At 64.5% G+C, this 25,533-nt stretch carries 26 protein-coding genes; 12 read left to right on the top strand and 14 right to left on the bottom strand.

Annotated features, from left to right (window positions below; all coding sequences use genetic code 11):
* Positions 1 to 15 precede the first annotated feature (15 nt).
* From aroA to M2281_RS07160, 4 genes are all read left to right on the top strand, one after another.
* On the top strand, positions 16 to 1,374 hold the full coding sequence (gene aroA, locus M2281_RS07145; RefSeq protein WP_280820370.1) for a 3-phosphoshikimate 1-carboxyvinyltransferase: 1,359 nt from the start codon (positions 16 to 18) through the stop codon (positions 1,372 to 1,374).
* A complete protein-coding gene (gene cmk, locus M2281_RS07150) occupies positions 1,371 to 2,018 on the top strand; it encodes a (d)CMP kinase (protein ID WP_280820371.1) in 648 nt (215 codons plus the stop codon). Before aroA ends, cmk begins: the two co-directional genes overlap by 4 nt.
* A 201-nt stretch (positions 2,019 to 2,219) precedes the next feature.
* Positions 2,220 to 3,926, top strand: a complete 1,707-nt coding sequence (rpsA, locus tag M2281_RS07155; protein ID WP_280820372.1) for a 30S ribosomal protein S1 — start codon at positions 2,220 to 2,222, stop codon at positions 3,924 to 3,926.
* A 180-nt stretch (positions 3,927 to 4,106) separates the two neighbouring features.
* Positions 4,107 to 5,756: an MFS transporter gene (locus M2281_RS07160; protein WP_280820373.1), complete on the top strand. Its 1,650-nt coding sequence runs from the start codon at positions 4,107 to 4,109 to the stop codon at positions 5,754 to 5,756.
* 31 nt (positions 5,757 to 5,787) lie between these two features.
* On the opposite strand, the gene M2281_RS07165 is transcribed toward M2281_RS07160, so the two are convergent.
* The 3 genes from M2281_RS07165 to M2281_RS07175 are packed head-to-tail and all read right to left on the bottom strand — an operon-like array spanning position 5,788 to position 8,890.
* Entirely contained in the window at positions 5,788 to 7,377 is a 1,590-nt protein-coding gene (locus tag M2281_RS07165) for a 5-guanidino-2-oxopentanoate decarboxylase (protein WP_280820374.1), read from the bottom strand.
* Positions 7,374 to 8,021, bottom strand: coding sequence for a TetR family transcriptional regulator C-terminal domain-containing protein (locus M2281_RS07170; protein WP_280820375.1), 648 nt, complete (start codon positions 8,019 to 8,021; stop codon positions 7,374 to 7,376). The genes M2281_RS07165 and M2281_RS07170 overlap by 4 nt, the downstream gene beginning before the upstream one ends.
* Positions 8,018 to 8,890: a dimethylarginine dimethylaminohydrolase family protein gene (locus tag M2281_RS07175; RefSeq protein ID WP_280820376.1), complete on the bottom strand. Its 873-nt coding sequence runs from the start codon at positions 8,888 to 8,890 to the stop codon at positions 8,018 to 8,020. The genes M2281_RS07170 and M2281_RS07175 overlap by 4 nt, the downstream gene beginning before the upstream one ends.
* Before the next feature lie 209 nt (positions 8,891 to 9,099).
* Here M2281_RS07175 and M2281_RS07180 point away from each other — a divergent pair, with 209 nt between their 5' ends.
* From M2281_RS07180 to M2281_RS07200, 5 genes are read left to right on the top strand one after another with little or no spacing between them, the layout of a single operon-like run.
* Positions 9,100 to 9,915: an ABC transporter ATP-binding protein gene (locus M2281_RS07180; RefSeq protein ID WP_280820377.1), complete on the top strand. Its 816-nt coding sequence runs from the start codon at positions 9,100 to 9,102 to the stop codon at positions 9,913 to 9,915.
* A 52-nt stretch (positions 9,916 to 9,967) separates the two neighbouring features.
* Entirely contained in the window at positions 9,968 to 10,765 is a 798-nt protein-coding gene (locus tag M2281_RS07185; RefSeq protein ID WP_280820378.1) for a transporter substrate-binding domain-containing protein, read from the top strand.
* A gap of 49 nt (positions 10,766 to 10,814) precedes the next feature.
* Positions 10,815 to 11,597, top strand: coding sequence for an ABC transporter permease (locus tag M2281_RS07190; protein ID WP_280820379.1), 783 nt, complete (start codon positions 10,815 to 10,817; stop codon positions 11,595 to 11,597).
* Entirely contained in the window at positions 11,597 to 12,406 is an 810-nt protein-coding gene (locus M2281_RS07195) for an ABC transporter permease (RefSeq protein ID WP_280820380.1), read from the top strand. Before M2281_RS07190 ends, M2281_RS07195 begins: the two co-directional genes overlap by 1 nt.
* Positions 12,407 to 12,408: 2 nt before the next feature.
* On the top strand, positions 12,409 to 13,413 hold the full coding sequence (locus tag M2281_RS07200; protein ID WP_280820381.1) for an Ldh family oxidoreductase: 1,005 nt from the start codon (positions 12,409 to 12,411) through the stop codon (positions 13,411 to 13,413).
* 77 nt (positions 13,414 to 13,490) lie between these two features.
* Here the strand turns inward: M2281_RS07200 and M2281_RS07205 are convergent, their stop codons facing one another.
* On the bottom strand, positions 13,491 to 13,691 hold the full coding sequence (locus M2281_RS07205; RefSeq protein WP_280820382.1) for a CsbD family protein: 201 nt from the start codon (positions 13,689 to 13,691) through the stop codon (positions 13,491 to 13,493).
* Positions 13,692 to 13,879: 188 nt separating this feature from the next.
* On the opposite strand from M2281_RS07205, the gene M2281_RS07210 reads away from it, so the two are divergent.
* Positions 13,880 to 14,332: a DoxX family protein gene (locus M2281_RS07210; protein WP_280820383.1), complete on the top strand. Its 453-nt coding sequence runs from the start codon at positions 13,880 to 13,882 to the stop codon at positions 14,330 to 14,332.
* 153 nt (positions 14,333 to 14,485) lie between these two features.
* Entirely contained in the window at positions 14,486 to 15,460 is a 975-nt protein-coding gene (locus M2281_RS07215) for a complex I NDUFA9 subunit family protein (RefSeq protein ID WP_280820384.1), read from the top strand.
* A 69-nt stretch (positions 15,461 to 15,529) separates the two neighbouring features.
* On the opposite strand, the gene M2281_RS07220 is transcribed toward M2281_RS07215, so the two are convergent.
* The 10 genes from M2281_RS07220 to phhA form a co-directional block, all read right to left on the bottom strand.
* Positions 15,530 to 16,246, bottom strand: coding sequence for a DUF899 domain-containing protein (locus M2281_RS07220; protein WP_280821145.1), 717 nt, complete (start codon positions 16,244 to 16,246; stop codon positions 15,530 to 15,532).
* Between the two features lie 18 nt (positions 16,247 to 16,264).
* Positions 16,265 to 16,750: an SRPBCC domain-containing protein gene (locus M2281_RS07225; RefSeq protein ID WP_280820385.1), complete on the bottom strand. Its 486-nt coding sequence runs from the start codon at positions 16,748 to 16,750 to the stop codon at positions 16,265 to 16,267.
* Positions 16,734 to 17,081: an ArsR/SmtB family transcription factor gene (locus M2281_RS07230; RefSeq protein ID WP_280820386.1), complete on the bottom strand. Its 348-nt coding sequence runs from the start codon at positions 17,079 to 17,081 to the stop codon at positions 16,734 to 16,736. Before M2281_RS07230 ends, M2281_RS07225 begins: the two co-directional genes overlap by 17 nt.
* 107 nt (positions 17,082 to 17,188) lie before the next feature.
* Entirely contained in the window at positions 17,189 to 18,469 is a 1,281-nt protein-coding gene (locus M2281_RS07235; protein ID WP_280820387.1) for an amidohydrolase family protein, read from the bottom strand.
* Positions 18,466 to 19,410: an ABC transporter permease gene (locus M2281_RS07240; RefSeq protein WP_280820388.1), complete on the bottom strand. Its 945-nt coding sequence runs from the start codon at positions 19,408 to 19,410 to the stop codon at positions 18,466 to 18,468. The genes M2281_RS07235 and M2281_RS07240 overlap by 4 nt, the downstream gene beginning before the upstream one ends.
* Positions 19,410 to 20,459, bottom strand: coding sequence for an ABC transporter permease (locus tag M2281_RS07245; RefSeq protein ID WP_280820389.1), 1,050 nt, complete (start codon positions 20,457 to 20,459; stop codon positions 19,410 to 19,412). Before M2281_RS07245 ends, M2281_RS07240 begins: the two co-directional genes overlap by 1 nt.
* On the bottom strand, positions 20,449 to 22,011 hold the full coding sequence (locus M2281_RS07250; protein WP_280820390.1) for an ABC transporter ATP-binding protein: 1,563 nt from the start codon (positions 22,009 to 22,011) through the stop codon (positions 20,449 to 20,451). Before M2281_RS07250 ends, M2281_RS07245 begins: the two co-directional genes overlap by 11 nt.
* Before the next feature lie 188 nt (positions 22,012 to 22,199).
* On the bottom strand, positions 22,200 to 23,234 hold the full coding sequence (locus M2281_RS07255) for a BMP family protein (RefSeq protein ID WP_280820391.1): 1,035 nt from the start codon (positions 23,232 to 23,234) through the stop codon (positions 22,200 to 22,202).
* Between the two features lie 143 nt (positions 23,235 to 23,377).
* Positions 23,378 to 23,638 (bottom strand): DUF982 domain-containing protein, encoded by a 261-nt coding sequence (locus tag M2281_RS07260; RefSeq protein ID WP_280820392.1) that lies wholly within the window; start codon positions 23,636 to 23,638, stop codon positions 23,378 to 23,380.
* 444 nt (positions 23,639 to 24,082) lie between these two features.
* On the bottom strand, positions 24,083 to 24,916 hold the full coding sequence (phhA, locus tag M2281_RS07265; RefSeq protein ID WP_280820393.1) for a phenylalanine 4-monooxygenase: 834 nt from the start codon (positions 24,914 to 24,916) through the stop codon (positions 24,083 to 24,085).
* Between the two features lie 119 nt (positions 24,917 to 25,035).
* Here phhA and M2281_RS07270 point away from each other — a divergent pair, with 119 nt between their 5' ends.
* Positions 25,036 to 25,512 (top strand): Lrp/AsnC family transcriptional regulator, encoded by a 477-nt coding sequence (locus M2281_RS07270; RefSeq protein WP_280820394.1) that lies wholly within the window; start codon positions 25,036 to 25,038, stop codon positions 25,510 to 25,512.
* Positions 25,513 to 25,533 lie beyond the last annotated feature (21 nt).

Genomic DNA, 25,533 nt, shown 5'->3' on the forward strand with positions numbered 1-25,533 from the left:
CAAGAGGTTATCGTCATGTCGCATCAAGCACTTCCCAAACCCGCCGTGGCGAGCCGCTCGCCCGCGCTCTCCGGCAAGGTTCGCATGCCGGGCGACAAGTCGATCTCGCACCGCTCCTTTATGTTTGGCGGCCTGGCTTCGGGCGAGACGCGCATCACCGGCCTCTTGGAAGGCGAAGACGTGCTGCGCACCGGCGACGCCATGAAGGCGATGGGCGCGAAAATCGAAAAGCGTGGCGAGGAATGGGTCATTCAGGGCACCGGAAATGGCTGCCTGCTCGAACCTAAGGCGCCGCTCGATTTCGGCAATGCCGGCACCGGCTCGCGCCTCACCATGGGCCTCGTCGGCACCTATGACATGGAAACCACTTTCATCGGAGATGCCTCGCTTTCCGGCCGCCCCATGGGCCGGGTGCTGAACCCGCTGCGCGAAATGGGTGTGCAGGTGCTGAAGGCCTCGCCCGGCGACCGCATGCCGCTGACGCTGCGCGGACCCAAGGTCGCGGCCCCCATCAGCTATCGCGTGCCGATGGCCTCCGCGCAGGTGAAGTCGGCGGTTCTGCTGGCCGGCCTCAACACGCCCGGCGTCACCACCGTGATCGAGCCGATTATGACGCGCGACCACACCGAGAAGATGCTGGAGGGCTTTGGCGCCAATCTCGAAGTGGAAACCGACAAGGACGGCGTGCGCCACATCCATATCGAAGGCCAGGGCAAGCTTGCCGGCCAAGTCATCGCCGTGCCGGGCGACCCCTCCTCGGCCGGCTTCCCGCTGGTGGCGGCGCTGATCGTACCGGGTTCGGACATCATCATCGAGAACGTGCTGATGAACCCGACCCGCACCGGCCTGATCACCACGCTCATCGAAATGGGCGCGAAGATCGAGCTGATGAACCCGCGCAATGCCGGCGGCGAGGACGTCGCCGACCTGCGCGTGCGCTCGTCCGAACTCAAGGGCGTCACGGTGCCGGCCGATCGCGCACCGTCGATGATCGACGAATATCCAGTTCTGGCGGTCGCCGCCTCCTTCGCCGAGGGCGAGACGCTCATGCAGGGCCTCGAGGAACTGCGCGTGAAGGAAAGCGACCGCCTCGCAGCCGTGGCGCGCGGGCTCGAAGCCAATGGCGTCGACTGCACCGAGGGCGAGGAAACGCTTGCGGTGCGCGGCAGGCCCGGCGGCAAGGGTCTTGGCGGCGGCACAGTGAAGACCCATCTCGATCATCGTATCGCCATGAGCTTCCTGGTGATGGGACTGGCGGCCGAAAAGCCCGTCACCGTCGACGACCAGACCATGATCGCCACCAGCTTCCCCGAATTCATGGGGCTGATGACCGGCATGGGCGCGAAGATCGAGACCATGGACGCGGCAGCGTGAGCGGATTCGTCATAGCCATCGATGGTCCTGCGGGCGCGGGCAAGGGTACGCTTGCCCGCCGGCTGGCCGACTATTACCGCCTCAACCTTCTCGACACCGGCCTGACCTATCGGGCCGTGGCGCATATGCTGATCCTGAAAGGCTGGCCGCTCGACGACGAGGCGCATGCGCTGGAAGCAGCAAGCCTCGTCGACCTGGGCCAGCTTGACCGCGCCGTCCTCTCCGCCCACGACGTCGGCGAAGCCGCTTCCAAGGTGGCGGTCATCGCCTCAGTGCGGCGGGCGCTCGTCGAGAAACAGCGCGCCTTTGCGGCCACCGCGCCGGGTGCGGTGCTGGACGGGCGCGACATCGGCACAGTCGTCTGCCCCGATGCCGACGTAAAACTCTACCTCACAGCGTCGGCCGAGGTGCGCGCGCGGCGGCGGCTGAACGAGATCGAGGAAAAGGGTGGCTACGCCGAGTTTTCGGAGATCCTGACCGACATCCAGCGCCGCGACGAGCGCGACATGGGACGCGCCGATTCCCCGCTCAGGCCCGCCGAGGACGCGCACTTGCTCGACACGTCGGAAATGGATATAGAAGCCGCGTTTCTTGCGGCAAAATCGATCGTCGACGACGCGATGGCCAAGAGAGGCACCGCCTGAAGAGGAATTTCCGCATCATTCCCTTGCCGGAACCTGCGGAATTCTCCATATCGGGCACAAACCCGCCTGCCAGCATTCACTTGCGCCGGAAAAGCCGCTCATAGCGGTACAGGGCTAGAAAAGCCCGGGAACGCCGGCAGGCCAACGCAACACGAACCCTAGGCGCCAGTCCCTTGCGAAAGGGACACTCCAGGAGATCATATGTCACAAGCAAACCCCTCTCGCGACGATTTCGCGAGCATGCTCGAAGAGTCCTTCTCGGACGGTCATTCGGGCGAAGGCCAGGTCGTTCGCGGCACCATCACCGCGATCGAGAAGGACATGGCCATCATCGACGTCGGCCTGAAGGTCGAAGGCCGCGTGCCGCTGAAGGAATTCGGCGCCAAGGCCAAGGACGGCCAGATGAAGGTCGGCGACACCGTTGAGGTCTACGTCGAGCGCATCGAGAACGCCTTGGGCGAAGCCATGCTGTCGCGCGACAAGGCCCGCCGCGAAGAGAGCTGGGTCAAGCTCGAAGAGAAGTTCAACAAGGGTGAGCGCGTCGAAGGCGTCATCTTCAACCAGGTCAAGGGCGGCTTCACCGTCGATCTGGACGGCGCTGTTGCCTTCCTGCCGCGTTCGCAGGTCGACATCCGTCCGATCCGCGACGTCACCCCGCTCATGCACAACCCGCAGCCCTTCGAGATCCTCAAGATGGATCGCCGTCGCGGCAACATCGTTGTCTCGCGCCGCACCGTTCTCGAAGAGAGCCGCGCCGAACAGCGTTCGGAAATCGTGCAGAACCTCGAAGAAGGCCAGGTGGTCGAGGGCGTGGTCAAGAACATCACCGACTACGGTGCGTTCGTTGACCTCGGCGGCATCGACGGCCTGCTGCATGTCACCGACATGGCATGGCGCCGCGTGAACCATCCGACCGAGATCCTCAACATCGGTCAGTCGGTCAAGGTGCAGATCATCCGCATCAACCAGGAAACGCACCGCATCTCGCTCGGCATGAAGCAGCTCGAGAGCGATCCGTGGTCCGACATCGGCACCAAGTTCCCGATCGGCAAGAAGATCACCGGCACCGTCACGAACATCACCGACTACGGTGCGTTCGTCGAACTCGAGCCGGGCATCGAAGGCCTCATCCACGTTTCGGAAATGTCGTGGACGAAGAAGAACGTGCACCCCGGCAAGATCCTGTCGACCACCCAGCAGGTCGACGTGGTCGTGCTCGAGGTCGATCCGGCCAAGCGCCGCATCTCGCTGGGTCTCAAGCAGACGCTGGAGAACCCGTGGGAAGCTTTCGCCCGCAACCACCCGGTTGGTTCGCAGGTCGAGGGCGAGGTCAAGAACAAGACCGAGTTCGGTCTGTTCATCGGCCTGGAAGGCGACGTGGACGGCATGGTGCACCTGTCCGACCTCGACTGGAACCGTCCGGGCGAGCAGGTCATCGAAGAGTACAACCGCGGCGACGTGGTCAAGGCTCAGGTGCTCGACGTCGACATCGACAAGGAGCGCATCTCGCTCGGCATCAAGCAGCTGTCGCGTGACTCGGTCGGCGAAGCCGCCGCTTCGGGCGAACTGCGCAAGAACGCCGTCGTGACCTGCGAAGTCACCGCCATCAAGGATGGTGGCATCGAGGTTCGCCTGATCGACCAGGACATCGAGACGTTCATCAAGCGTTCCGACCTGTCGCGCGACCGTGACGAGCAGCGCCCCGAGCGCTTCACCGTCGGCCAGAAGGTCGATGCGCGCGTCATCGCCTTCGACAAGAAGACCCGCAAGCTGCAGGTCTCGATCAAGGCGCTGGAAATCGCCGAAGAGAAGGAAGCTGTTGCTCAGTACGGCTCGACCGACTCGGGCGCTTCGCTCGGCGACATCCTGGGCGCTGCCCTGAAGAACCGCGGCAGCAAGGAAGACTAAGCGTCTCCTCGCTTGCTAGCGAACGGAAAACCCCGCCGGAGCGATCCGGCGGGGTTTTTGTTTGGGCCAGCAGCCGAAACGGCCGAACGAAATTCCATCGCGGCTAACATTGCTCTAGGCTGGCGAACCGGATCGACTCACTTAGTTTCCGAGTTCTGACAGGGTGGCACGCCGGATAAAATGACAGACCATTCCGTGACCGAGCGGGTGTCGCCCCTTTCTCCCTTCAAGCACAGCATCTTTCGCTCGGTGTGGACCGCGAGCCTGGCCTCGAATTTCGGCGGCCTGATCCAGAGCGTGGGTGCGGCCTGGATGATGACCGCGATTGCGAGTTCGGTGGACATGGTGGCGCTGGTGCAGGCCGCGACGACCCTGCCGATCATGCTGTTCTCGCTCGCCTCTGGCGCCATCGCCGACAACTACAACCGGCGCAAGGTGATGATGATCGCCCAGTTCTTCATGCTGGTCGTGTCGGTCGCGCTCGCTGTCACTGCCTATCTGGGCGCCATGACGCCCTGGCTGCTTCTGGGCTTCACCTTCCTGCTCGGCTGCGGCACGGCGCTCAACAATCCGTCCTGGCAGGCCTCGGTCGGGGACATGGTGCCGCGCTCGGACCTGCCCGCGGCCGTGGCGCTCAACAGCATGGGCTTCAACATGACGCGCAGCGTGGGCCCGGCAATTGGCGGCGCCATCGTGGCTGCGGCAGGTGCTGCGGCCGCCTTTGCCGTCAATGCGGTCAGCTACCTGCCGCTGCTCTTTGTCCTGCTCCGATGGAAGACGCCGGAGTCGGCGCGTACCTTGCCGCGCGAGCCCTTCGGCCTCGCGATGACGGCGGGGCTTCGCTATGTCGCCATGTCGCCCAACATCGAGAAGGTGCTTCTGCGCGCCTTCGTCTTCGGCTTCAGCGCCGTTTCGGTGCTCGCCCTTCTGCCGCTCGTGGCGCGCGATATCGTGCGCGGCGGCCCGCTGCTTTACGGCGTTCTGTTCGGCGCCTTCGGCATCGGCGCAGTCGGCGGCGCGCTGCTGAGCTCGCGGCTGCGGCATGTGCTGACCAGCGAATGGAACGTTCGCCTGGGCTTCATCGGCTTTGCCGCCTGCGCGGCGATCGCGGGCCTCAGCACCATGCCGTGGCTGACCTGCCTGGCGCTGCTGATCGGCGGCGCAAGCTGGGTCACGTCACTTTCGTTGTTCAACATCACGGTGCAGATGTCGACGCCGCGCTGGGTGGTGGGGCGATCGCTGTCGCTCTACCAGACCGCCACCTTCGGCGGCATGGCGCTGGGCAGCTGGATCTGGGGTATCGCGGCCGACGCCTATGGCCCAGGCGAGGCGCTGCTGATGTCGGCGGTGGTGCTTATCGCGGGCGCAGCGCTTGGCCTAAAATGGTTCACGCTGCCCGAGCAGACGACGCTCAACCTCGACCCGGCCAACCGCTTCAAGGAACCGCATGTGGCGCTCGACCTCAAGCCGCGCAGCGGGCCGATCGCCATCATGATCGAATACATCATCCGCGAAGAGGACGTGCCGGCGTTCCTCGACGTGATGGCCGAGCGCCGGCGCATCCGCCGTCGTGACGGCGCGCGGCAGTGGACCCTATCGCGCGACCTCGAGAACCCGGAACTGTGGATGGAGACCTACCACACGCCGACCTGGATCGAATATGTCCGCCACAACCAGCGCATGACACAGGCCGACGCGGTGATCAGCGAACGCATCCGCAAGCTGCACAGCGGCGACGAGCCGCCGCGCGTGCACCGCATGATCGAGCGGCCGACCGACTGGTCCGCAGCACTAGTGTCGCCCAAGCAGATTATCGACCTGCATCATTGAGGGCGCGGGCGAAGCGCCCGCGCCAACCGCCCTACTCCACGCCGATCTCGATGAGGCAGGCCTTGCCCGTGGCGCGTGCCCGCTTCAGCGCGGCGGGGAGATCCGTTACCGCCCCCAGCCTTTCGGCCGCCATGCCATAGGCTTCGGCCAGCTTGCAGAAATCCGGCGGAGCGGGCGACACGCCGACCGGCTCGACGCCGACATCGCGCATCGAGGTTTCGATCTCGCGATAGCCGCGGTTGTTCCACACCACGAAGATGACCGGCGCCTCGGCATCGAGTGCAGCGCCTAGTTCCGGCAGCGTGAACTGGAAACCGCCGTCGCCCGACAAGCAGACGACCGGCGCATCCGGCACGGCAAGTGCTGCGCCAATAGCCGCCGGCGGGCCAAAGCCCAGCGCGCCGAAGCCGGTGGCGGCATTGAACCAGCCAGAGGGGCGGTCGTGGTCGTAGTAGAGGTTGGCCGCGTAGATCGGCTGGGTGGAATCACCGACGATGATCGAGCCCGGCAGCGCGTCGCGGATCATCTCCACCGCCTCGACCTGGCCGCGCATGACAGGGCCGATTTCCTTGAGCGACTGGCTGCGTGCAGTCTCCGCCCGCACAGCCCCCCAGCCCTCCTCCGAGGCATTGCGGCGCGACGAGGCCAGCAGCTCTGCCATCCCCGCCAGCGTCGAGCCGCAATCGGCGCGGATGCCGAGCGTCGCCGGATGCCGGCCGATCTGCTTGCCGTCGATATCGATGCGGATGAGGTTTTGCGGCTTCACGAAGCCGCCATCACCATACATGTCATAGTCCGTCGGGCCGAATTCGGTGCCGGCCGCAATCACCAGATCGGCTTCGGCGATCAGCGCCCGCACCGCTTTCAGGCTGGGGCTGGCCGGCACGCCGAGCGGATGCTTGTGCAACAAGCCACGCGCATTGGCGGTCTCCACCACGGGCGCGTCGAGCAGTTCGGCCAATTGGCGCAAGGGCGCCTCGGCCATCTTGGCGCCGCCGCCGGCAAGGATCAACGGGCGGCGGGCGGCTCCCGCCAGGCGCACAGCTTCCGCGAGCGTGGAGGCTCCGGCCTGCGGCGCCGTCGCTTCAACCGCGTGCGGAACGAGCCCGTCCGCAAGCCTGACCATGACGTCGGTGGGGATCTCGATATGCACCGGCCCCGGGCGGACTGAGGTGAAGAGCGCGAAGGCACGCGCCAGCACCTCGGGCAGTTCATGCCCGTGCTCGATGCGCTGTGAGAACAGCGCCACCTTCTCCATCATGCCGCGCTGGTCGGGCAGCTCATGCAGGAAGCCCAGCCCCTTGCCCAGCGTCGGCGAGGCGTTGACGCCCGAAATCACCAGCATGGGGATGGAATCGGCCCGCGCCTGCCCCATGGCGGTGATGGTATTGGTAAGCCCCGGCCCGGTGATGACGAAGGCCACACCCGGCCTGCCGGTGACGCGCGCATAGCCGTCTGCCATGAAGCCCGCGCCCTGCTCGTGGCGCGGCGTGACATGGCGGATCTTCGAGCGCGCCAGCCCGCGATAGAGCTCGACCGTGTGCACTCCCGGAATGCCGAACACGGTATCGACCCCATGCGCCTCCAAAAGCGAAATCAGCGCTTCCCCCACGGTGGTCATGTCTTTTCCTCCTCACGTAAATTCAGTCCAAGCAGCGCCTCGACAGTGGTGATGCCGATATCGGCCAACTCTCCCGGCTCGAAGATGTCGCCGGCGAGGCAGCCCTCGATCCACAGCCCGTCGATGATGCCGTTGATGGCGATGGCGTGGCGGCGAAGCTCGGCCTTGCCGGCTGCACGTCCTTCTGCCTCGATCACTTCTGCCACCAGGGCCTCGACCTCGTCGCGAAAGCCAAGATAGCCCTCGCGGTGCGCGACCGACAGCGCAGGATCTGCATGGGCACGACCAATAAATCCGGCCCAGAGCGAAAAGACGCGCGTGTCCACTACCGGCGGCCCGAGATTGGCTGCAAGGAAGGCGGCGAGCCGACGGCGCGGACCGGCGCCTTCCATGGCAAGGGCCGCCTTCGCCTGCTCGGTCATGCGGCCGACGATTTCGGCATAGGCTGCCTGCAAGAGCTCTTCCTTGCCGGGAAAATAATGCCGGATCAGCCCGGCAGTCACGCCGGCGCGCTGGGCAATGGCGCGCACGGTGGCGCCCGGCAGGCCCCGTTCGGCAACGCAGTCCAGCGTTGCCTCGATCAGGTCCTGGCGCCGCCGCTCCTCGCCCTCGCGGCGAAACTTGCGGCGGGAATGCGCTGTCATTGGCGCAGGATCGGCCGGGTCAGGCAGGTGGGGCCGCCTTCGCAGGCGATGCACAGCGCATCGGCCTCGAAGGTTTTGACCACGCAGCCGGCCGCTTCCATGGCGGCTTGCGTCTTGGGGAAGCCGGCAACGGCGATCACCTCGCGCGGCGCAGTCGGCAGCACGTTGAGGCTGAGGCCGTTCGAGGCATAAAACTCGTCGGCGTCGCCATTGACCAGCGTGATGCCGCGTCCGCGCAGCATCTGATAGAACGGCGCGGGCAGCAGCGGCGCATAGACCAGCGCCAGATCGTCGGCAAGCGGGCTGATCACCGACATCAGATGCAGGCACGCCTCCTCGCCCTGCCAGAGCGGCAGGTCGTAGCCGTAGACCTGGATGCCATATGGCCCGAGGATATTGGACAGCTGCTGGATACCTTCCTGGTTGGTGCGCACGCCGCGACCGATGGCCAGCGTGTGCTTGTCCACCCAGACGCAATCTCCGCCCTCGACCTGGCCCGGCGCCTCGACGCGGCCCAGGATCGGAATACCGAGGCGCGCATAGGTCTGCTCATGCAGTGCCGGCTCGGCTTTGCGCAGCGCCTTGCCCATGGACAGGATCAGCGCGCCATGATCGGTCATCAGCGAGGGATCATGCGTGAAAACGGAGTCCGAAAGCCCGTCCTCGCGGTCCTCGATCCACTCCACCTTCGCGCCGGAAGCTGCAACGAGGTCGGCGAAGGCCGCATGCTGCATGGCCGCCTGCGCGGGGTCGAAACCGGGCCCGTAATGCCAGGCCGCCCGATCGGCTCCGAGCATGGAATTCTTTGCCGATCGCATCAGGACCCGCTTCAAAGGAGCGGCCATGGACTGGGAGCCGAAAGCGTTCACTGGTGCTTCCTCATGCTGAAAAAAGTGAACAAAATTTCATATGACGCTACTTATACACTTGCATAACAACGCCGCAAGTGCCGTAATGCTCGGGATTGACGAGCCCGCGCAGACGGGTCCATGCTGATCTTGGGGAGGATCGCACGCCGCATGAAGGATAGCCTGACAAGCTTTCGACGACTCATCACGCGTTGCGTGGAGAGCCAGGAATGAGTGCTGAGGGGGCTGCTACAGCCACATCGGGTCAGGCGTCGAACGGCGCCGCCGAAGCCATCCACATCGAGAACCTGCATAAGAAATTCGGCGATCTGCACGTGCTGAAAGGCGTGTCGCTTTCGGCGCGTGATGGCGACGTGGTTGCCATCATCGGCGGCAGCGGCTCGGGCAAGTCGACGCTGCTGCGCTGCATCAACTGCCTGGAAAATCCGACCAGCGGGCTCATTCGCGTCAATGGCGAGGAGATCCGGCTGAAGAAGGACGGGCACGGCCACACCGTGCCGGCCGACCGTCGGCAGATCGAGCGCATCCGCTCGCGCCTTGGCATGGTGTTCCAGAGCTTCAACCTGTGGAGCCACATGACGCTTCTGGAAAACGTCATCGAGGTTCCGGTGCATGTGCTGGGCGTCAAGCGCGACGAGGCAATCGCCACGGCCGAAAAGCTTCTGGCCCGGGTTGGCCTGGCCGAAAAACGCGATGTTTATCCGGCTTTCCTATCGGGCGGCCAGCAGCAGCGCGCGGCGATCGCTCGCGCGCTCGCCATCCAGCCGCGCGTCATGCTGTTCGACGAGCCGACCTCGGCGCTCGACCCCGAACTGGTCGGCGAGGTACTGAAAGTGATCGGCGATCTGGCGCGCGAGGGGCGCACCATGATCCTGGTCACCCACGAAATGAAGTTCGCCCGCGAAGTCGCGAGCCACGTTATCTATCTTTACAACGGACAGGTCGAGGAGGAAGGGCCGCCGGAGCAGATCTTCGGTGCCCCAAAATCCGAACGGCTCAAACAATTCATCCGCAGCATCGGCTGATGCAAGCGGAGGGACTACGGGAACACTCAACAAAAACAAGGGAGTCTTGCAAATGATGAAAGGTCTGAAGATCGCCGCGGCAGCGCTGCTGCTGGGCGTTGCCGGCATGGCCGCCGCGCACGCCGAGGAGATCAAGGTCGGCTTCTCGCCCGAGGCCTATCCGCCGTTCTACACCCAGGATGCCTCCGGCAAGTGGGGCGGCTGGGAAGTCGAGATCGTCAACGCCATCTGCGGCGAAGCCAAGCTCGACTGCGTACTGACGCCTATTCCGTGGGACGGCCTGATCCCCGCGCTCAAGACCAAGAAGATCGACGCGATCATGAACTCCATGTCGATCACCGAAGAGCGCAAGAAGGAGATCAACTTCTCAAGCAAATACTACAACACGCCGACCGTCGTGATCGGCGCCAAGGACCAGAAGATCGACGCCACGCCCGAAGGGCTGAAGGGCAAGGTGCTCGGCGTCCAGGTTTCCACCATCCACGCCGCCTACGCCAAGAAGCATTTCGGCGACGCCGCCGCCGAGATCAAGGAATACCAGACGCAGGACGAGGCCAATCAGGATCTCGCCGCCGGCCGCATCGATGCCACCCAGGCTGACTCGATCGCGCTGGCCGACTTCCTGGCGTCGGACGCCGGTAAGGCCTGCTGCGAACTCAAGGGCGAAGTCGCGCCCGATGATGAAGTGCTTGGCCTCGGCGTCGGCGCTGGCGTCCGCAAGGAAGACACCGCACTGCAGGAAAGGCTCAGCGCCGCCATCAAGGCCATTCGCGACAATGGCAAATATGCCGAGATCAGCAAGAAGTACTTCGATTTCGACATCTACGGCGCTGCCACCAAGGCCAACTGAGGCTTAGGGCCTTCAACCGGGCGGCTGGCGCTTCACGCGGCCGCCCGGAATGCCGGCTCCATATCCGAGCAGGAGAACCAAGCTGAGCGACTTCCTTGCAGCCGTCTTCGGACACGGCACCCTTGAGCTATTGGCGCTCGAACCTCCCGGCCGGGGGGCGTTCCTGCTCGTGGGCTTGATGAACTCCATCATGATCGCTGTCGGCGCCACCATCCTCGGGCTGTCGATCGGCGTCGCCGGCGCCTGCGGCAAGCTCTATGGCAACCCGGTGATCAAGGACCTCTGCGAGGTCTACACCACGCTGGTGCGTGCGGTGCCGGAACTGGTGCTGATCCTGCTCCTCTATTTCGCCGGCACCGACCTCATCAACCGGGTGCTTGCCGCCTGGGGCTATCCGCCGGCCGACATCAACGGCGTCGTGGCGGGCATATTCGTGCTTGGCATCGTGCAGGGCGCGTACTCGACCGAGGTGCTGCGCGGCGCGATCCTTGCCATTCCGCAGGGCCAGATCGAGGCGGCCCGCGCCTTCGGCATGCCGCTGATGCTGACACTGAGGCGCATAACTTTGCCGGCTATGCTGCCCTTCGCCATACCGGGCCTTGCCAATCTCTGGCTGATCGCAACCAAGGACACCGCGCTTCTGGCTATCGTCGGCTTCAACGAGTTGACGCAGACCACACGCACCGCCGCCGGCGCGACCAAGGCCTATTTCACCTTCTTCATGGCCGCTGGCGCGCTCTATCTGGCGCTCACCTTGTTCTCCAACCTGATCCTCGGCCGCGTCGAGCGCTGGGCAAGACGCGGGCTGCCGTCCGTGGGGAGCGCTGCCTGATGTCGAGCGAAACCTCTGCCGTGACAGCCGCCCCCCGCACTTCGGCCTGGCTTCAGCCGCACCGGATCGTGCTGATCCTGATTGCCGCCGCATTGGTCATGGCGTCAGCCTACTACCTGCGCTGGGACTGGCTGCCGCAATACCTGCCGATTGCCGTCGAAGGCATCTGGCGCACCATCTGGTTTCTGGTTGCAAGTGCTGTGCTCGGCATTATGCTGGCGATCCCGCTCGGCCTCGTCCAGGTCACCGGGCCAAAAATCCTTTCGGTGCCGGCCAAGACCTTCTGCACCATCATCCGCGGCACGCCGCTGCTGCTCCAGCTTTGGCTGCTCTATTATGGGCTGGGCTCGCTCTTCCCGCAGTTTCCGTGGATCCGCGAATCCTTCATGTGGCCATATCTCAGGCAGGCGTGGCCTTATGGCCTGCTTGCCTTGACGCTGTCCTTCGCCGGCTATGAGGGCGAGGTGATGCGCGGGGCCTTTGCCGGCGTGGCGCGTGGGCAGCTCGAAGCCGCGCGCGCCTTCGGCATGAGCCGCTGGAAGATTTTTAGGCGCATCTGGCTGCCGCAGGCGGTCCAGCGGGCACTGCCGACGCTCGCGGGCGAAACCGTGCTGCAGCTCAAGGCCACGCCGCTGGTCGCCACCATCACGGTGGTCGACATCTATGCCGTCGCCTCGCGCGTGCGGCAGGAGACCTTTGTAGTCTACCAGCCGCTGCTTCTGCTTGCAGTTGTCTATCTCTGCATCACCGGCATCATCGTCTTTGCCTTCCGCAAGGTCGAGGCCAGGATACCGACACGATTGGGGTGAGCATGACCGAAACAGTGACATTGAGCCTCGAGGAAGCCCTCTCAATTTGCCGCGAGGCGGCGAGGCGCGCCGGCGCGGGCCCGGCAACGGCCGAAGCGCTCGCCGGGGCCTCCGTCGACGCCGAGCGCGACGGTCAGCCAACCGTCGGCATCGGCCACCTCATCGACTATCTCGAATCGCTGGAAGCCGGCCGCATCGACGGCACGGTGGAGCCCGAGCTGTCACGGCCGGCCGGCGCCATCATCCTGTCGGACGCCAAGGGCGGCTCCGCGCACCTGGGCTTCGACCGCGCCTTCAACGACCTCGCGCAAACCGCGAGGCTGTTCGGCGTCGCCGTCTTTTCGCAGAAGAATGCCTTCACCTCCGGCTCGCTGAGCTATTTCGTCGGGCGCCTCGCCGAGGCCGGGCTGGTCGGCTTTGCCGCCACCAATGGGCCGGCACTGCTGGCCGGGTCGGGCGCCACCAAGCCGGTCTATTGCACCAACCCGCTGGCCTTTGCAGCACCTGTCGAAGGCGGCGCGCCGCTGGTGATCGACCAGGCCTCCAGCGCCACGGCCTTCGTCAATGTTCGCAAGGCAGCGCAGGAAGGCCGCGACATTCCCGAGGGCTGGGCGCTCGATGCCGAAGGCCGGCCGACCACCGACGCCAAGGCTGCGGTCAAGGGCGCGCTGCTCGCCTTCGGCGGCGCGCGTGGCGCGAATATCGCACTGATGGTGGAGGTGCTGGCGGCGGGCATTTCAGGCGCCAACTGGTCGCTCGATGCGCCGGGCTTCACCAGCGGCTCGCAAAGCCCCGGCAGCGGCCTGTTCGTGCTGGCGCTGGACCCCAAGCTGATCGACCCCGATTTTTCCACGCGCCTGGCTGCGCAGCTTCATCGCCTTTCTGGCGGATACGGCGTGCACATACCGGGCCTCGCCAAGGCCGCCGCGCGCGAAAAGGCCGAGCGGAGCGGCATCGTCATCTCCAAGGAAATCTACGACCGCGTCGCGGGCTGGGGCCGGCGTTAGAGCCAACCAGAGGACAGGCATATAAGAAGCCCCGCGCGCCGGCGGGGCTCCCTCGAAGATCTCAGCATGCCTCTGGATCAGTGGTGGCGGGTAAGCCAGGTGTCGATGTCCTTTTCGACCTGGTCGGCAGCCTTGCCGTAACGGGCCTGGATGCGCCCGGCGAGCTCCTTGCGCTTGCCGTGGATAACGTCCATGTCGTCATTGGTGAGCTTGCCCCACTGCTGCTGGACCTCGCCCTTGAACTTTTCCCAATTGCCTTCAACCTGATTCCACTTCATCTGAATCTCCTTGATTCCATTGAGCTTTATGGCGGCATCGCGCACCGTCCAGGCAGTCAACGACTCCTGCTGGCTATGGTTCCCCTTAAAAAATATGAATGCAACGATCAACTTTACGTCAAAGCTTGTTGACTTGACGGTGAGCGGCAGGCTCCGGCTTGTGCGCCGCGACAACAGGAGAGAGAACCTTGACCGACGCCACCGCCCCGACCAACAGACGCCTGATCATTCCCGCCCTTGGCGGCCTCTACGCCGCGCTGCATGACGGGGTCGAGACGCTCCTCAGGGTCGTTGCAGGTCTCGCACTGGTGACGCATGGCGCAACCAAGATCGTCGACCCGTTCGGCGCCACCGAGATGGTCGAGGGGCTTGGCTTTTATCCGGGCGCCTTCTGGTCGCCGCTGCTTTCGGCAACCGAGTTCTTCGGCGGCATCCTCGTCGCCCTAGGCCTGCTCACCCGGCCGGCAGCCTTCGCGGCCACGATCGTGCTTTCGGTCACGATATGGTTCCACTGGATCACGGTCGGCCAGGGGTATTCGGGTGCCGAAAAGTCGATCCTCTGGGCCGCCATCTTCCTTTTCTTCGCCATTCGCGGCGGCAACCGCCACTCGATAGACGCGAGGATCGGCAAGCAATTCTGACCCCTACGGCGCAACGTTGGATCGAAGGCCCGCCGGACCATCCCGGCGGGCCTTTTCTTTTGGCAAATGCGGCACAAAGCCGGTGCGCTCGCCCTTTGCCTTTCCTGCGAAAATCATTATGAACACCGTAGCTATGCACGACCGGAGCCAGCCATGACCGAAATCCTCCAGATCCCCAAGCTCATCACCGTTTTCGGTGGGTCCGGGTTCATCGGCCGCCATGTCGTGCGCGCGCTGGCCGTGCGCGGCTACCGCATCCGCGTCGGCTGCCGTAGGCCGGACCTTGCCGGCCACCTGCAGCCGCTCGGCAATGCCGGCCAGATCCAGCCCGTCCAGGCCAATGTCCGCGTCAGGTGGTCGATCGACCGCGCCGTTGAGGGCGCCGACCATGTCATCAACCTCGTCGGCATCCTTGCCGAGGGTGGTCGCCAGCGCTTCCCCGTCGTGCACGACTTCGGCGCGCGCGCCGTGGCGGAAGCCGCACGCGCAGTCGGCGCAGGCCTGACCCACGTTTCGGCGCTGGGCGCCAACGAGAACTCCGCATCCTCCTATGCCCGCACCAAGGCGGCAGGCGAACGCGCCGTTCGCGAGACGATCGACAATGCCACGATCTTCCGCCCGTCCATCGTGTTCGGCCCGGAAGACCAGTTCTTCAACCGCTTCGCCAACATGGCCCGCTACTCGCCGGTGCTGCCGCTGATCGGCGGCGGGGAGACGCGCTTCCAGCCGGTCTATGTCGGCGACGTCGCCGAGTCGATCGCGCGCGCCGTTGACGGAAGCATTCAGCGCGGCACGACCTACGAGCTGGGTGGCCCGAACGTTCTGACCTTCCGCCAGTGTATGGAAGAGATGCTTCAGGTGATCGAGCGCCGCCGCCTGTTTGTGTCGGTGCCGTGGTGGGCGGCCGAGTTGCAAGGCGCGGTGCTGGGCATGCTGCCGGGCAAGCTGCTCACCAGCGATCAGGTCACGCAGCTGAAGTCGGACAATGTCGTGTCGGCGGAAGCCGAACGCGAGGGCCGCACCTTCGCCGGCGTCGGCATCTACCCGCAGTCGACCGGCACGATCCTGCCGAGCTATCTGTGGCGCTACCGCGCCGCCGGCCAGTTCTCGCGCAACAGCGAAGCGTAAGGGCGCCTGTCGCCACGAAGCACGAAAATTTCAGACGGGCGTCGCGATCAGGATCGCGGCGCCCGTTTTTCATCCGCAGGAGGCGTGCACGGCGGGAGCGTTCTCATACTCGTCGTGCAGGCGCACCCAGTCCATAGTGCCCTTCTCGTTGCGCCCCTTTGGGGTGAGATCGAGGAAATTGTGCGCGCCCAGAAGCACGTCCACGCCCCGCGCATAGGTCGAGTAGGTGTGAAATACCTCCCCGCCCTCGCGAGCGAATACGCTCAGGCCGTGCAGGTCCTCATGCGCGAAGCGCGTGGTGCCGAAATTGTAGCCGACGTCGCCGCTGGCCACCTGCTCCTTGGTGAAGGAGACGCCGAAGTCGAAGTTGAAGCTGCTGTTAGCCGACGACACCCAGTTGAACTTCCAGCCCATGCGCCCGCGAACTGCCTCGATCCGATCCAGAGGCACGCGCGAGATTGCGACGAAGGACAGATCATTATGCTCGAAATGCTGGCGCGCGGCATCGACGTGATCGGAGACGAAGGCGCAACCCTCGCAGATGTGTTCGGATCCCGGCGTCAGCATGAAGTGATAGACGATGAGCTGGCTGCGGCCTTCGAACAGATCGTCAAGCGTAGCCTGTCCGCCAGGCGTATCGAAGCGGTAGTCCTTGTCGACATGCACCCAGGGTAGCGCGCGACGTTCGGCGCTAAGCTGGTCCTGCATGTGCGTTACTTCCCTTTCGCGTGCGAGCAGCGCCTTGCGCGCCGCCAGCCAGTCTTCGCGGGAAACTATCTCGCGCATGGACATGATCCTTTCTCCTCAAAGAAGCCCGGCGTGGTCGCCGACGGCCAGATAGGCGGCCAGGCGATCCATGACCCCGCTCCAGCCTTCGACATGCGAGTCGCGGTCTTCGATCGTCTGGAACGGCGCCTGGTGGAACGTCAGCCTGGTCCTGCCGCCCTGATCGGCGAAGGTCACGGTGACCAGCGTTTCCAGGCCCAGTTCCCCCTTTTCGCCCTCCCAGGCGAAGGTGAAGACGATGCGCTCGGGCTCCACGATCTCGCGATAGGTGCCGACCATGGTGTGGTCCTCGCCCTTGGGCGAACGGATGACCGAGCGATAGGCGCCGCCCGGCCGGAAATCCATCTTCACCGAGGGCGTGGTAAAGTCCTTCGGCCCCCACCAGCGGTAAAGATGCTCGGGGCTCGTCCAGACCCGGAAAACCAGGCTGCGCGGTGCATCGAAAACCCGCGTGATGAGGAGTTCGTGTGTCTGCTCGTTCCGCGCGCTAGCTGCTTGAGCCATTTCCTTCTCCCTTTTGAACTTCCTTCAGATACTCGTCGAGCCGGTCGAAACTGGCCTCCCAGAAGCGGCGATAGGTTTCGACCCAGCCGGCAATGTCGCGCAGCGGCGCGGCTTCCAGCTTGCAGGGACGCCACTGCGCCTCGCGGCCACGGGTGATGAGGCCGGCATTTTCCAGCACCTTCAGATGCTTGGAGACAGCCGGCAGGCTCATATCGAAGGGCTCGGCCAATTCCGACACCGAGGCCTCGCCAAGCGACAGCCGCGCCAGGATGGCCCGGCGTGTGGGGTCGGCGAGAGCCGCGAAGGTGGCGCTGAGCCTGTCGGTCGACATGGAATTAAACTGCCCTGTTAATTAACTCATTGGTTAAATATAGGGCAAAGCAAACCATGTCAACAAATGTCGACACGGTTGGCATGTTTCAGCGGATTATGAGGGCATCAAGCCGTTGTGTGGCGGCGGTTGACGCTGCCCGGACGGCCGGAGAGCGAGAGCTGCGTTTCCTGCTTCTGGCGCGTGGCGACCACCTTGCCCTTGGCGACGACGCACAGCCGCTCGGCACGCAGGCGCAGCGCCTCGACCGGATTGCCGGCGTCCAGCACCACGAGGCTCGCCGTCTTGCCTACTTCGAGGCCGTAATTGTTAAGGCCCATGATCTCGGCATTGGTCCTGGTGACCATGTCGAAGCACTGGCGCATGTCGGCCGGGCTGGTCATCTGCGCCACATGTAGGCCCATGAAGGCGACGTCGAGCATGTCGGCGGTGCCGAGCGGGTACCAGGGGTCGAGCACGCAATCCTGGCCGAAGCCGACCTTGATGCCTGCCTTCAGCATCTCGGGCACGCGCGTCATGCCGCGGCGCTTGGGATAGGTGTCGTGGCGGCCCTGGATGACGATGTTGATGAGCGGGTTCGGGCAGGCCGAAACGCCAGCCTCTGCGATCAGCGGCAGGAGCTTGGAGACATAGTAATTGTCCATGGAGTGCATGGAGGTGAGGTGCGAGCCGTTGACGCGGCCCTGCAGGCCGAGGCGCTGCGTCTCATAGGCCAGTTGCTCGATATGACGCGAGTTCGGATCGTCCGTCTCGTCGCAATGCATGTCGACCATCAGGCCGCGCTCTGCGGCGATCTCGCACAGCTCCGTCACCGAGCGGGTGCCATCGGCCATGGTGCGCTCAAAATGCGGAATGCCGCCCACGATCTCCACGCCCATGTCGAGCGCGCGGATGGTGTTTTCGCGCGCGGTCGGCGAGCGATAAAAACCGTCCTGCGGGAAGGCGCAGAGCTGCAGGTCGATGTAAGGCGCGATCTCCTTCTTCACCTCCAGCAGCGCCTCGACGGCGAGCAGCCGGTCGTCGCAGGTGTCGACATGGGTGCGGATGGCAAGCAGGCCCATCGAGACGGCCCAGTCGCAATAATCGAGAGCGCGCTGCTTGACCGCCTCATGCGTCAGCAGCGGCTTCAGCTCGCCCCAGAGCGCGATGCCTTCGAGCAGAGTGCCCGAGGCATTGATGCGTGGGATTCCGTAGGAGAGCGTCGCATCCATATGGAAATGCGGATCGACGAAGGGCTGCGAGACGAGATTGCCGGTGGCATCCACCACCTTGCCCGCCTCTGCGTCCAGCTTCGGCTCTATGGCCGCAATCTTGTCGCCCTTGATGCCGATGTCGGCGGTGTTGCCGTCCGGAAGAATGCCGCCACGGACAATCAGGTCAAAGCTCATCTTTCGCCTTTCTGGTATGGGATCATCAGCGCCTTGGGATAGGTAGCGCGGCGCGCCACCAGGATTAGCGCCAGGATGGACAGCGCATAGGGCATCATCAGGAACACCTGATAGGGCACAACGCCGCCGGAAATCTGTTGCAGGCGGATCTGGTAAGCATCGAAGGCGGCAAAAAGTATGGCGCCGAGCAGCGCCTTGCCCGGCCGCCACGAGCCGAACACCACGAGCGCAATGCAGATCCAGCCACGGCCGTTGATCATCTCGAAGAAGAAGGAGTTGAAGGCCGACATGGTGAGGAACGCGCCGCCGACCGCCATCAGCGCGCTGCCGACGATGACCGCGCCCATGCGGATGCCGGTGACGCTGATGCCCTGCGCCTCGACGGCTGACGGGTTCTCGCCCGCCGCGCGCACGGCAAGGCCGATCGGCGTGCGGTAGAGCATCCAGGCGACGATGGCGACAGTGGCGAAGGCCAGATAGGTAAGCGGCGTCTGCGAAAACAGCGCCTCGCCCAGCACCGGTATGTTCGACAGGCCGGGAATGGGCAGCGGCTGGAACGGCTCGATCTTGGGCGGCGTGGTGACCTGAGGCAACGCCAGTCGGTAGGTGAAGTAGGTGAGGCTGGTGGCCAGCAGCGTAATGCCGATGCCCACCACATGCTGAGACAGGCCGAGCGGCACGGTGAGCGTGGCATGGAGCAGGCCGAACATGCCCCCGGCGAGCGCCGCGACGGCCACGCCGGTCCACAGATCGCCGCCGGAATAGACGGTGAACCAGCCGGCAAAGGCGCCGACGGTCATGATGCCTTCGATGCCGAGATTGAGTACGCCCGCGCGTTCGCAGATCAGTTCGCCCATGGTGGCGAAGATCAGCGGCGAGGCGATGCGGATCGCGGCCACCCAGAAGGAGGCGGTGAAGAGGATTTCGAGGGCCTGCTCCATCACTTCCACCTCACCCGGTAGCGCGTCAGCAAAATGGCGGTGACCATGGTGAGCAACGCGGTCGCCACCATCACCTGGGCGATGTAGCTCGGCACGCCGGCCGAGCGGCTCATGGCATCCGCCCCGACGAAGATGCCGGCCACGAAAATGGCCGAGGCGATGACGCCAAGCGGATTGAGCATGGCGAGCATGGCCACAACGATGCCCGAATAGCCATAGCCGGGCGACAGATCGAGCGTCAGGTTGCCCTTCAGGCCCGACACTTCGGAGAAGCCGGCAAGCGCTGCCAGGCCGCCCGACAGCAACGCGGTCTGGATCAGCACGCGGTTGACCGGAATGCCGGCGAAATTCGCGGCTTCCTTGTTGTTGCCCACGGCGCGCATCTCATAGCCGAGCACCGTCTTCTTCATGATGACCCAGCAGATCACCGCAGAGACGATGGCGATGACAAAGCCGTAGTGCAGGCGCTTGCCCTGGATGATGCGCGGCAGTTGCGCCTCGGCGATGACCTTTGAGGATTGCGGCCAGCCAAGGCCCGTCGGATCCTTCAGCACGCCTTCGAGCAGCATCGAGACGAACAGCAGCACGATGAAATTGAGCAGCAGCGTGGTCACCACCTCGTCGACGCCGAAGCGCGTCTTGAGAATGGCGGGGCCGAGCAGCAGCAGCGCGCCGGCCGCCATGGCCGCGATCATGATGATCGGGATCAGCAGATAGGACGGCAGCGGCAGAGCGCCGGTGCCGAGCACCACCGTCACCACACCACCGATGTAGAGCTGTGCCTCGGCGCCGATGTTCCAGAGCCTTGCGCGGAAGGCGACGGCCACCGCAAGGCCGGTGAAAATCAGCGGCGTGGCGCGCGTCAGCGTTTCCAGCAGAGCGAATTGCGAGCCTGCCGCCCCCTTGGCGACGAGATAGAAGACGGAGAACGGCGAGGCACCTGCCGCCAGCACCAGGAGCGAGGCGATCGCGAAAGTCGCGATGATCGCGCCCACGGGATAAAGCAGCGTGACCGCCAGCGAGGGCGCGGGTTTGGGTTCAAGCCGCATTGTTCACCTCGCCATGGCCGGCCATCAGTTCGCCGAGATCGCGGATGGTGCGTTCGCCGCGTTTGGAGGGCGAGGAAAGCTGCCCCTTCGACATGACCAGGATGCGGTCGGACAGGGCCAGTATTTCCTCCAGGTCTTCCGAAATCAGCAGGATCGCCGCACCACAGTCGCGCGCTTCGAGCAGTCGGCGATGCACGAAGGCGACCGCGCCGACATCGAGCCCACGCGTGGGCTGGTTGGCGAGGATCACGGCCGGCTCGGAATCGAGCGCGCGGCCGAGGATGAGCTTTTGCATGTTGCCGCCGGAAAGCAGGCGGATGCGCGCCTCGGGCGACGGGCATTTGACGTCGTAGTCGCGGATGATCTCTTCGGCGAAGGCACGCGCCGCCTTCCGATCGAGAAAGCCGTGGCGGCTGAAGCGCGGGGTGGCGTAGCGCTCGGAGATGACGTTCTCGGTGACGCTCATGTCGCCGATGGTGCCGACCGCGTGACGGTCTTCGGGGATGCGGCCGATGCCGCTGGCAAGGGCTGCGCGCGGCGACCAGTCGCCGGCCGCGGACCCGCCGATGACGATCTCGCCGGACGCTGGTTGAAGCGTGCCGGCAATCAGCGCCGCAAGCGCGGACTGGCCATTGCCGGAAACGCCAGCCAGGCCGGTGATCTCGCCGGCGCGAAGCGCGAGCGACAGGCCATCGAGGCGCGTGGTGGTTCCTTGTGGAGGAGTCGAGACATTCTTCAGCTCCAATACGACCGGGCCGGTCTTTGGCGGGCTCACCGGCGGGCTTGCCACTTCCTGCCCGACCATCAGGGCGGCGAGCTCGGTGCGGTTGGTGGTGGCGGTGGCGCGTTCGCCGGCCAGCGTGCCTGCGCGCAGCACCAGCACTCGGTCGCTGACGGCCATGACCTCGTTGAGCTTGTGCGAGATGAAAATGATGGACAGGCCCTGCGCCACCAGAAGCTTCAGCGTGCGGAACAGCGCATCGGTCTCGGCCGGCGTCAGCACCGCTGTCGGCTCGTCGAGGATGAGGATGCGGGCGTCGCGATAGAGGGCCTTGAGGATTTCGACGCGCTGGCGTTCGCCCACCGAAAGCGTGGCGACGGTGGCGTCGGGATGCACGGTGAGGCCGAAATCAGCCGAGAGCTTTTCGATGCGCCGCCGCGCCGTTGCCCGGTCGAGGCGCAGGCTCCAGGGGCTCTGCGTGCCGAGCGCGATGTTCTCCAGCACGGTCATGTTTTCGGCCAGCGTAAAATGCTGGTGCACCATGCCGATGCCGGCGTCTAGTGCGGCGCGTGGATCGCCCGGCGGCAGCGGCTTGCCGAAGGCTTCCACAGTGCCCTCGTCGGCCACGTAATGGCCGAACAGGATGTTCATGAGCGTGGTCTTGCCGGCGCCGTTTTCGCCGAGAAGTGCGATAACCTCGCCGCGTTTCAGCGTAAAGGAGATTGCATTGTTGGCGACCAGCGGACCGAACCGCTTGGTGATGCCATCGAGACGCAGGACGGTATCCGCCTGCGTTGGAGCCCTTTGTTCGACACCGGTCGACGCCGCCAAATCACCAATCCCCAATCCTGCCGGGCATCAACCCCGCGTCCTACCTGCCCTGCCTGCATCCACGCGGGCGCCGTCGCCGCATGCGGCAGCGCCATCGAGGCGGAAGCCGCCTCGATCCATGCACTGCCATTCATGCCAGCTTGAGACCACCTTTTCGCCGCAAGCGGCGAAAAGGTAAAGCCGCATCATCAGGCTTTCGGCTCGTTGTCGTTGATTTCAACAGTGAAGGAGCCGTCCTTGATCGCCTTTTCCTTCTCGGCGACCTTGGCCATGACCTCGGCCGGCACCTTGCCCTCGAAGGTGCCGAGCGGCGCCAGCGAACTGCCGCCGTTCTTCATGAAGGAATAGACGCCGTAGTCGGCGGCCTTGAAGGTTCCCGCCTTCACTTCGGCGATCGCCTTGTCCAGCGTCGGCTCGAAGTGCCACAGCGCCGAAGCGACGACCGTTTCGGGATATTCGGACTGGGTGTCGATGACGTTGCCGACCGCCAAAACCTTGCGTTCCTTCGCAGCATCCGAGACACCGAAGCGCTCTGCGTAAAGCAGGTCCGCGCCGCCGTCGATCTGGGCGAAGGCGGTTTCCTTGGCCTTGGGCGGGTCGAACCAGGAGCCGATGAAGGCGATCTGGAACTTGGTGTCGGGCGCGCTTTCCTTCACGCCGGCGATGAAGGCGTTCATCAGCCGGTTGACCTCGGGGATCGGGTAGCCGCCAACCATGCCGATGTTCTTGGACTTGGTCATGGCGCCGGCGATGATGCCGCTGAGGTAGGAGGCGTCCTGGATATAGTTGTCGAAGGGCGCGAAGTTCGGCACCGCGTCGTCCGGCTTGAAGCTCGAGCCCATCAGGAAGGCGACGTCCGGATAATCCTTGGCGACCGCGCGGGCGGCGTCCTCGACGCCGAACACTTCGCCGAGGATCAGCTTGTGGCCGGCTTCGGCATATTCGCGCATGACGCGCTCATAGTCGTTGTTGGAGGTGTTTTCCGAATAGACATATTCGATGTCGCCACGGTCCTTGGCGGCGTTGGCGGCTTTGTGGATGCGGCTGACCCACTGCTGCTCGACCGGCACGGTGTAGACGGCCGCGACCTTGAGCGGCTCGGCAGCCAAAAGGCGAGCGGGCGAGCCGGCGATCGCGGCGAACGCCGCGCCCGCGCCTGCCGCCTTCAGCACTGTGCGGCGGGAGACGCCGGCAAATTCCGTGGCATTCTTATTGTTGGGCATTATCATCCACCTCTGGCTTGTGAGCCCGGGCTCCGGGCCCGGTTTTCAAATTTCCAGGCAACGCTATTCGAATTTCCCAAACCGGGCAATTGGCGGGCAAAGCGTTTTCACCGCCGGCATCTACCGCCGTCGGGGCTGACATCTCAATGCGACACGTTCTCGTGGACCAGAACGTCGGTCTCACGCGCGGCGGCCACGAAGGCACGCCTCGCCGCCATGGCAGGCTTGTGGCCATACATGACGTCGTAACAAGCCTGAAGGGCCGCGCGATGCTTGGGCGTTCGCTTCCCCGGCCAATGGTGAAGGAGAAACTCCGAGGCGTCGTGGACCGACTTCAGGGTGAGCTGGTTTCCTGTGTCGCCAAGCTTCACAATCAACGGAACATCAAAGCGATCATCTTGCATAATTGCTCCTGCGCCGCATGACGGGAGGGGCTTAAGCCACCTGCCCGCACTCAATCCGCGCGGCAACGGTTCTCCCGGCAAATGCCGGCCTTGCGCGAAACGGCCGCCCCCGGTCGTCCGCGCCACTCCCTCCCCTCACCTCAAAAATGAAACCCGACGCTGAACTGCATGCCACGACCGAACGCCAGGGCGTCCCATTGCGTATCTTGCTCGTCCAGCGAATGGATGTCGGCCAGGCATTTCGGAATGGCAATAAGGGCAAAGCAGATTGGTCGCTCTGCCCGGATCCGGTATCGTTGGCCGACCGGCGCACCATTATCGGTGCTTAACCCTGCCTAAAATATGGGTCTTCCGCCCGCGACCTGCCAGTGCGGCCTGCCCGATACCGGCATGACCAAAACGGCGGAGAAGATCTCCGCCGTTTAGAGCAGTTGCTAGAAAATATCAGACAGTCGCCGGGTCCAGCGGCGGCTCGTCCTTGTGGCGCGCAATCAGCGTCGCAAGGTCTGCGTTCCGGAACGCATTACGCAGCCCGTCGAATGACGGCAGGACAAAGTAGGCGCGCTGGAACTTGTCGATCTCGTATTCGGTGCGCATCACCAGTTCCAGGTCAAACGGCACGCGATGCGCGTCCTTGCTTTCGACCGCGAACTGCAGCTCGCTATAGGACGACATCAGCCCGGCGCCGAAGGCTTTCAGCGGCTGGCCGGCCTCCTGGATGAGGGCGAATTCGGCCGTGTACCAGTAGAGCCGCGAGATCATGTCATGGCCGCCCAGTTCAATCGCGCCACTGGCTCTTTCGCCGTACTGCTGCATGAAATCGGCGAATGCCGGCTGGGTCAGCGCCGGAACATGGCCGAAGAAATCGTGGAACATGTCGGGCTCGACGATGTAGTCGAGCTCTTCTTTGCTGCGCAGCCAGTTGGTGACCGGGAAGCGGCGGTTGGTCAGGTGCACGAAGAAGGGCTCCGCCGGGATCAGGCCCGGCACCGCGACGAGTTCCCAGCCGGTCAGCTTGCGCAGCCTTTGGCTGACCTGATCGAAATCGGGGATGCGCTCGAGCAGCCCGAGAGCCTCGACGCCCTCGAGATAGGAGCGATGCGCCAGCCGCTTGGTAAGCTTGGTCTGGCGGTCGCACAGGATGCGCCACACCTCCTGCTCGCTGTCGCTGTAGTCGTAGTCCTGCCGGACGGTGAAATCGGCGCGGCAGACCGAATAGTTGCCACGCAACCCCTGGGCCGCGCATTCGCGGGCATAAGCTTCTACGCTGATATTCATGGCCATGTCCTCCACGACAAGGAGAATACAGTCTGGCCCGGAGGGGTTTTTGCCTAATCCATCGATATGGCCGCGAATTTGAGGTACATTGAGTGAGAAAGCGTCATTTGGGAGTGAATATGCCTCAATTCGATGACTTCGAGATCAAGATGCTCGACATCCTGCAGCGCGACGGCCGCAAGCCGGTGTCCGAGCTGGCGCAGGAGGTTGGCCTGTCGACCACGCCTTGCGCGCGCCGCTTCGACGCACTCCAGGAAGCCGGCGTCATAAAAGGGTTCAGCGCCGTCATCAGCCGTCACGCGGTGGGGCTGATGGTGGAAGTGTTCATCCAGGTACGGCTGACCAGCCACAGCGACGAGTCCCCCGAGCACTTCATCGCGGCCGTGCGGCGTATGGACGAGATATCGGCGTGCTGGACGATGACCGGCGAATACGACTTCCTGCTGCATGTGATGGTGCCAAGCGTGGACGATCTCAACGACTTCGTCATGCACCGGCTGATGCGCCTGCCGGGCGTGCGCGACATGCACACCCAGCTCGTGTTGCAGAACATAAAGGGCCCGGGCCACGTGCCGCTGGGCCATTTGCGCGGATAGCGGCGGAGCCGAGCCGGCTCT

Origin of the sequence: Pseudaminobacter soli (ex Li et al. 2025) (genome assembly GCF_029892515.1) — a bacterium.
Classification (GTDB): Bacteria; Pseudomonadota; Alphaproteobacteria; order Rhizobiales; family Rhizobiaceae; genus Pseudaminobacter; species Pseudaminobacter soli_A.

What these genes read in the sequence shown, in the direction of transcription:
- M2281_RS07200 (WP_280820381.1), top strand. Translation starts at nt 12,409, where the DNA reads ATGACCGAAACAGTGACATTGAGCCTCGAGGAAGCCCTCTCAATTTGC.
- aroA (WP_280820370.1), top strand. Translation starts at nt 16, where the DNA reads ATGTCGCATCAAGCACTTCCCAAACCCGCCGTGGCGAGCCGCTCGCCC.
- M2281_RS07240 (WP_280820388.1), bottom strand. Translation starts at nt 19,410, where the DNA reads ATGGAGCAGGCCCTCGAAATCCTCTTCACCGCCTCCTTCTGGGTGGCC.
- M2281_RS07220 (WP_280821145.1), bottom strand. Translation starts at nt 16,246, where the DNA reads ATGCGCGAGATAGTTTCCCGCGAAGACTGGCTGGCGGCGCGCAAGGCG.
- M2281_RS07215 (WP_280820384.1), top strand. Translation starts at nt 14,486, where the DNA reads ATGACCGAAATCCTCCAGATCCCCAAGCTCATCACCGTTTTCGGTGGG.
- M2281_RS07270 (WP_280820394.1), top strand. Translation starts at nt 25,036, where the DNA reads ATGCCTCAATTCGATGACTTCGAGATCAAGATGCTCGACATCCTGCAG.
- phhA (WP_280820393.1), bottom strand. Translation starts at nt 24,916, where the DNA reads ATGAATATCAGCGTAGAAGCTTATGCCCGCGAATGCGCGGCCCAGGGG.
- M2281_RS07245 (WP_280820389.1), bottom strand. Translation starts at nt 20,459, where the DNA reads ATGCGGCTTGAACCCAAACCCGCGCCCTCGCTGGCGGTCACGCTGCTT.
- M2281_RS07195 (WP_280820380.1), top strand. Translation starts at nt 11,597, where the DNA reads ATGTCGAGCGAAACCTCTGCCGTGACAGCCGCCCCCCGCACTTCGGCC.
- M2281_RS07255 (WP_280820391.1), bottom strand. Translation starts at nt 23,234, where the DNA reads ATGCCCAACAATAAGAATGCCACGGAATTTGCCGGCGTCTCCCGCCGC.
- M2281_RS07205 (WP_280820382.1), bottom strand. Translation starts at nt 13,691, where the DNA reads ATGAAGTGGAATCAGGTTGAAGGCAATTGGGAAAAGTTCAAGGGCGAG.
- M2281_RS07225 (WP_280820385.1), bottom strand. Translation starts at nt 16,750, where the DNA reads ATGGCTCAAGCAGCTAGCGCGCGGAACGAGCAGACACACGAACTCCTC.
- M2281_RS07260 (WP_280820392.1), bottom strand. Translation starts at nt 23,638, where the DNA reads ATGCAAGATGATCGCTTTGATGTTCCGTTGATTGTGAAGCTTGGCGAC.
- M2281_RS07185 (WP_280820378.1), top strand. Translation starts at nt 9,968, where the DNA reads ATGATGAAAGGTCTGAAGATCGCCGCGGCAGCGCTGCTGCTGGGCGTT.
- M2281_RS07235 (WP_280820387.1), bottom strand. Translation starts at nt 18,469, where the DNA reads ATGAGCTTTGACCTGATTGTCCGTGGCGGCATTCTTCCGGACGGCAAC.
- rpsA (WP_280820372.1), top strand. Translation starts at nt 2,220, where the DNA reads ATGTCACAAGCAAACCCCTCTCGCGACGATTTCGCGAGCATGCTCGAA.
- M2281_RS07230 (WP_280820386.1), bottom strand. Translation starts at nt 17,081, where the DNA reads ATGTCGACCGACAGGCTCAGCGCCACCTTCGCGGCTCTCGCCGACCCC.
- M2281_RS07180 (WP_280820377.1), top strand. Translation starts at nt 9,100, where the DNA reads ATGAGTGCTGAGGGGGCTGCTACAGCCACATCGGGTCAGGCGTCGAAC.
- M2281_RS07165 (WP_280820374.1), bottom strand. Translation starts at nt 7,377, where the DNA reads ATGACCACCGTGGGGGAAGCGCTGATTTCGCTTTTGGAGGCGCATGGG.
- M2281_RS07160 (WP_280820373.1), top strand. Translation starts at nt 4,107, where the DNA reads ATGACAGACCATTCCGTGACCGAGCGGGTGTCGCCCCTTTCTCCCTTC.
- M2281_RS07190 (WP_280820379.1), top strand. Translation starts at nt 10,815, where the DNA reads ATGCCGGCTCCATATCCGAGCAGGAGAACCAAGCTGAGCGACTTCCTT.
- M2281_RS07170 (WP_280820375.1), bottom strand. Translation starts at nt 8,021, where the DNA reads ATGACAGCGCATTCCCGCCGCAAGTTTCGCCGCGAGGGCGAGGAGCGG.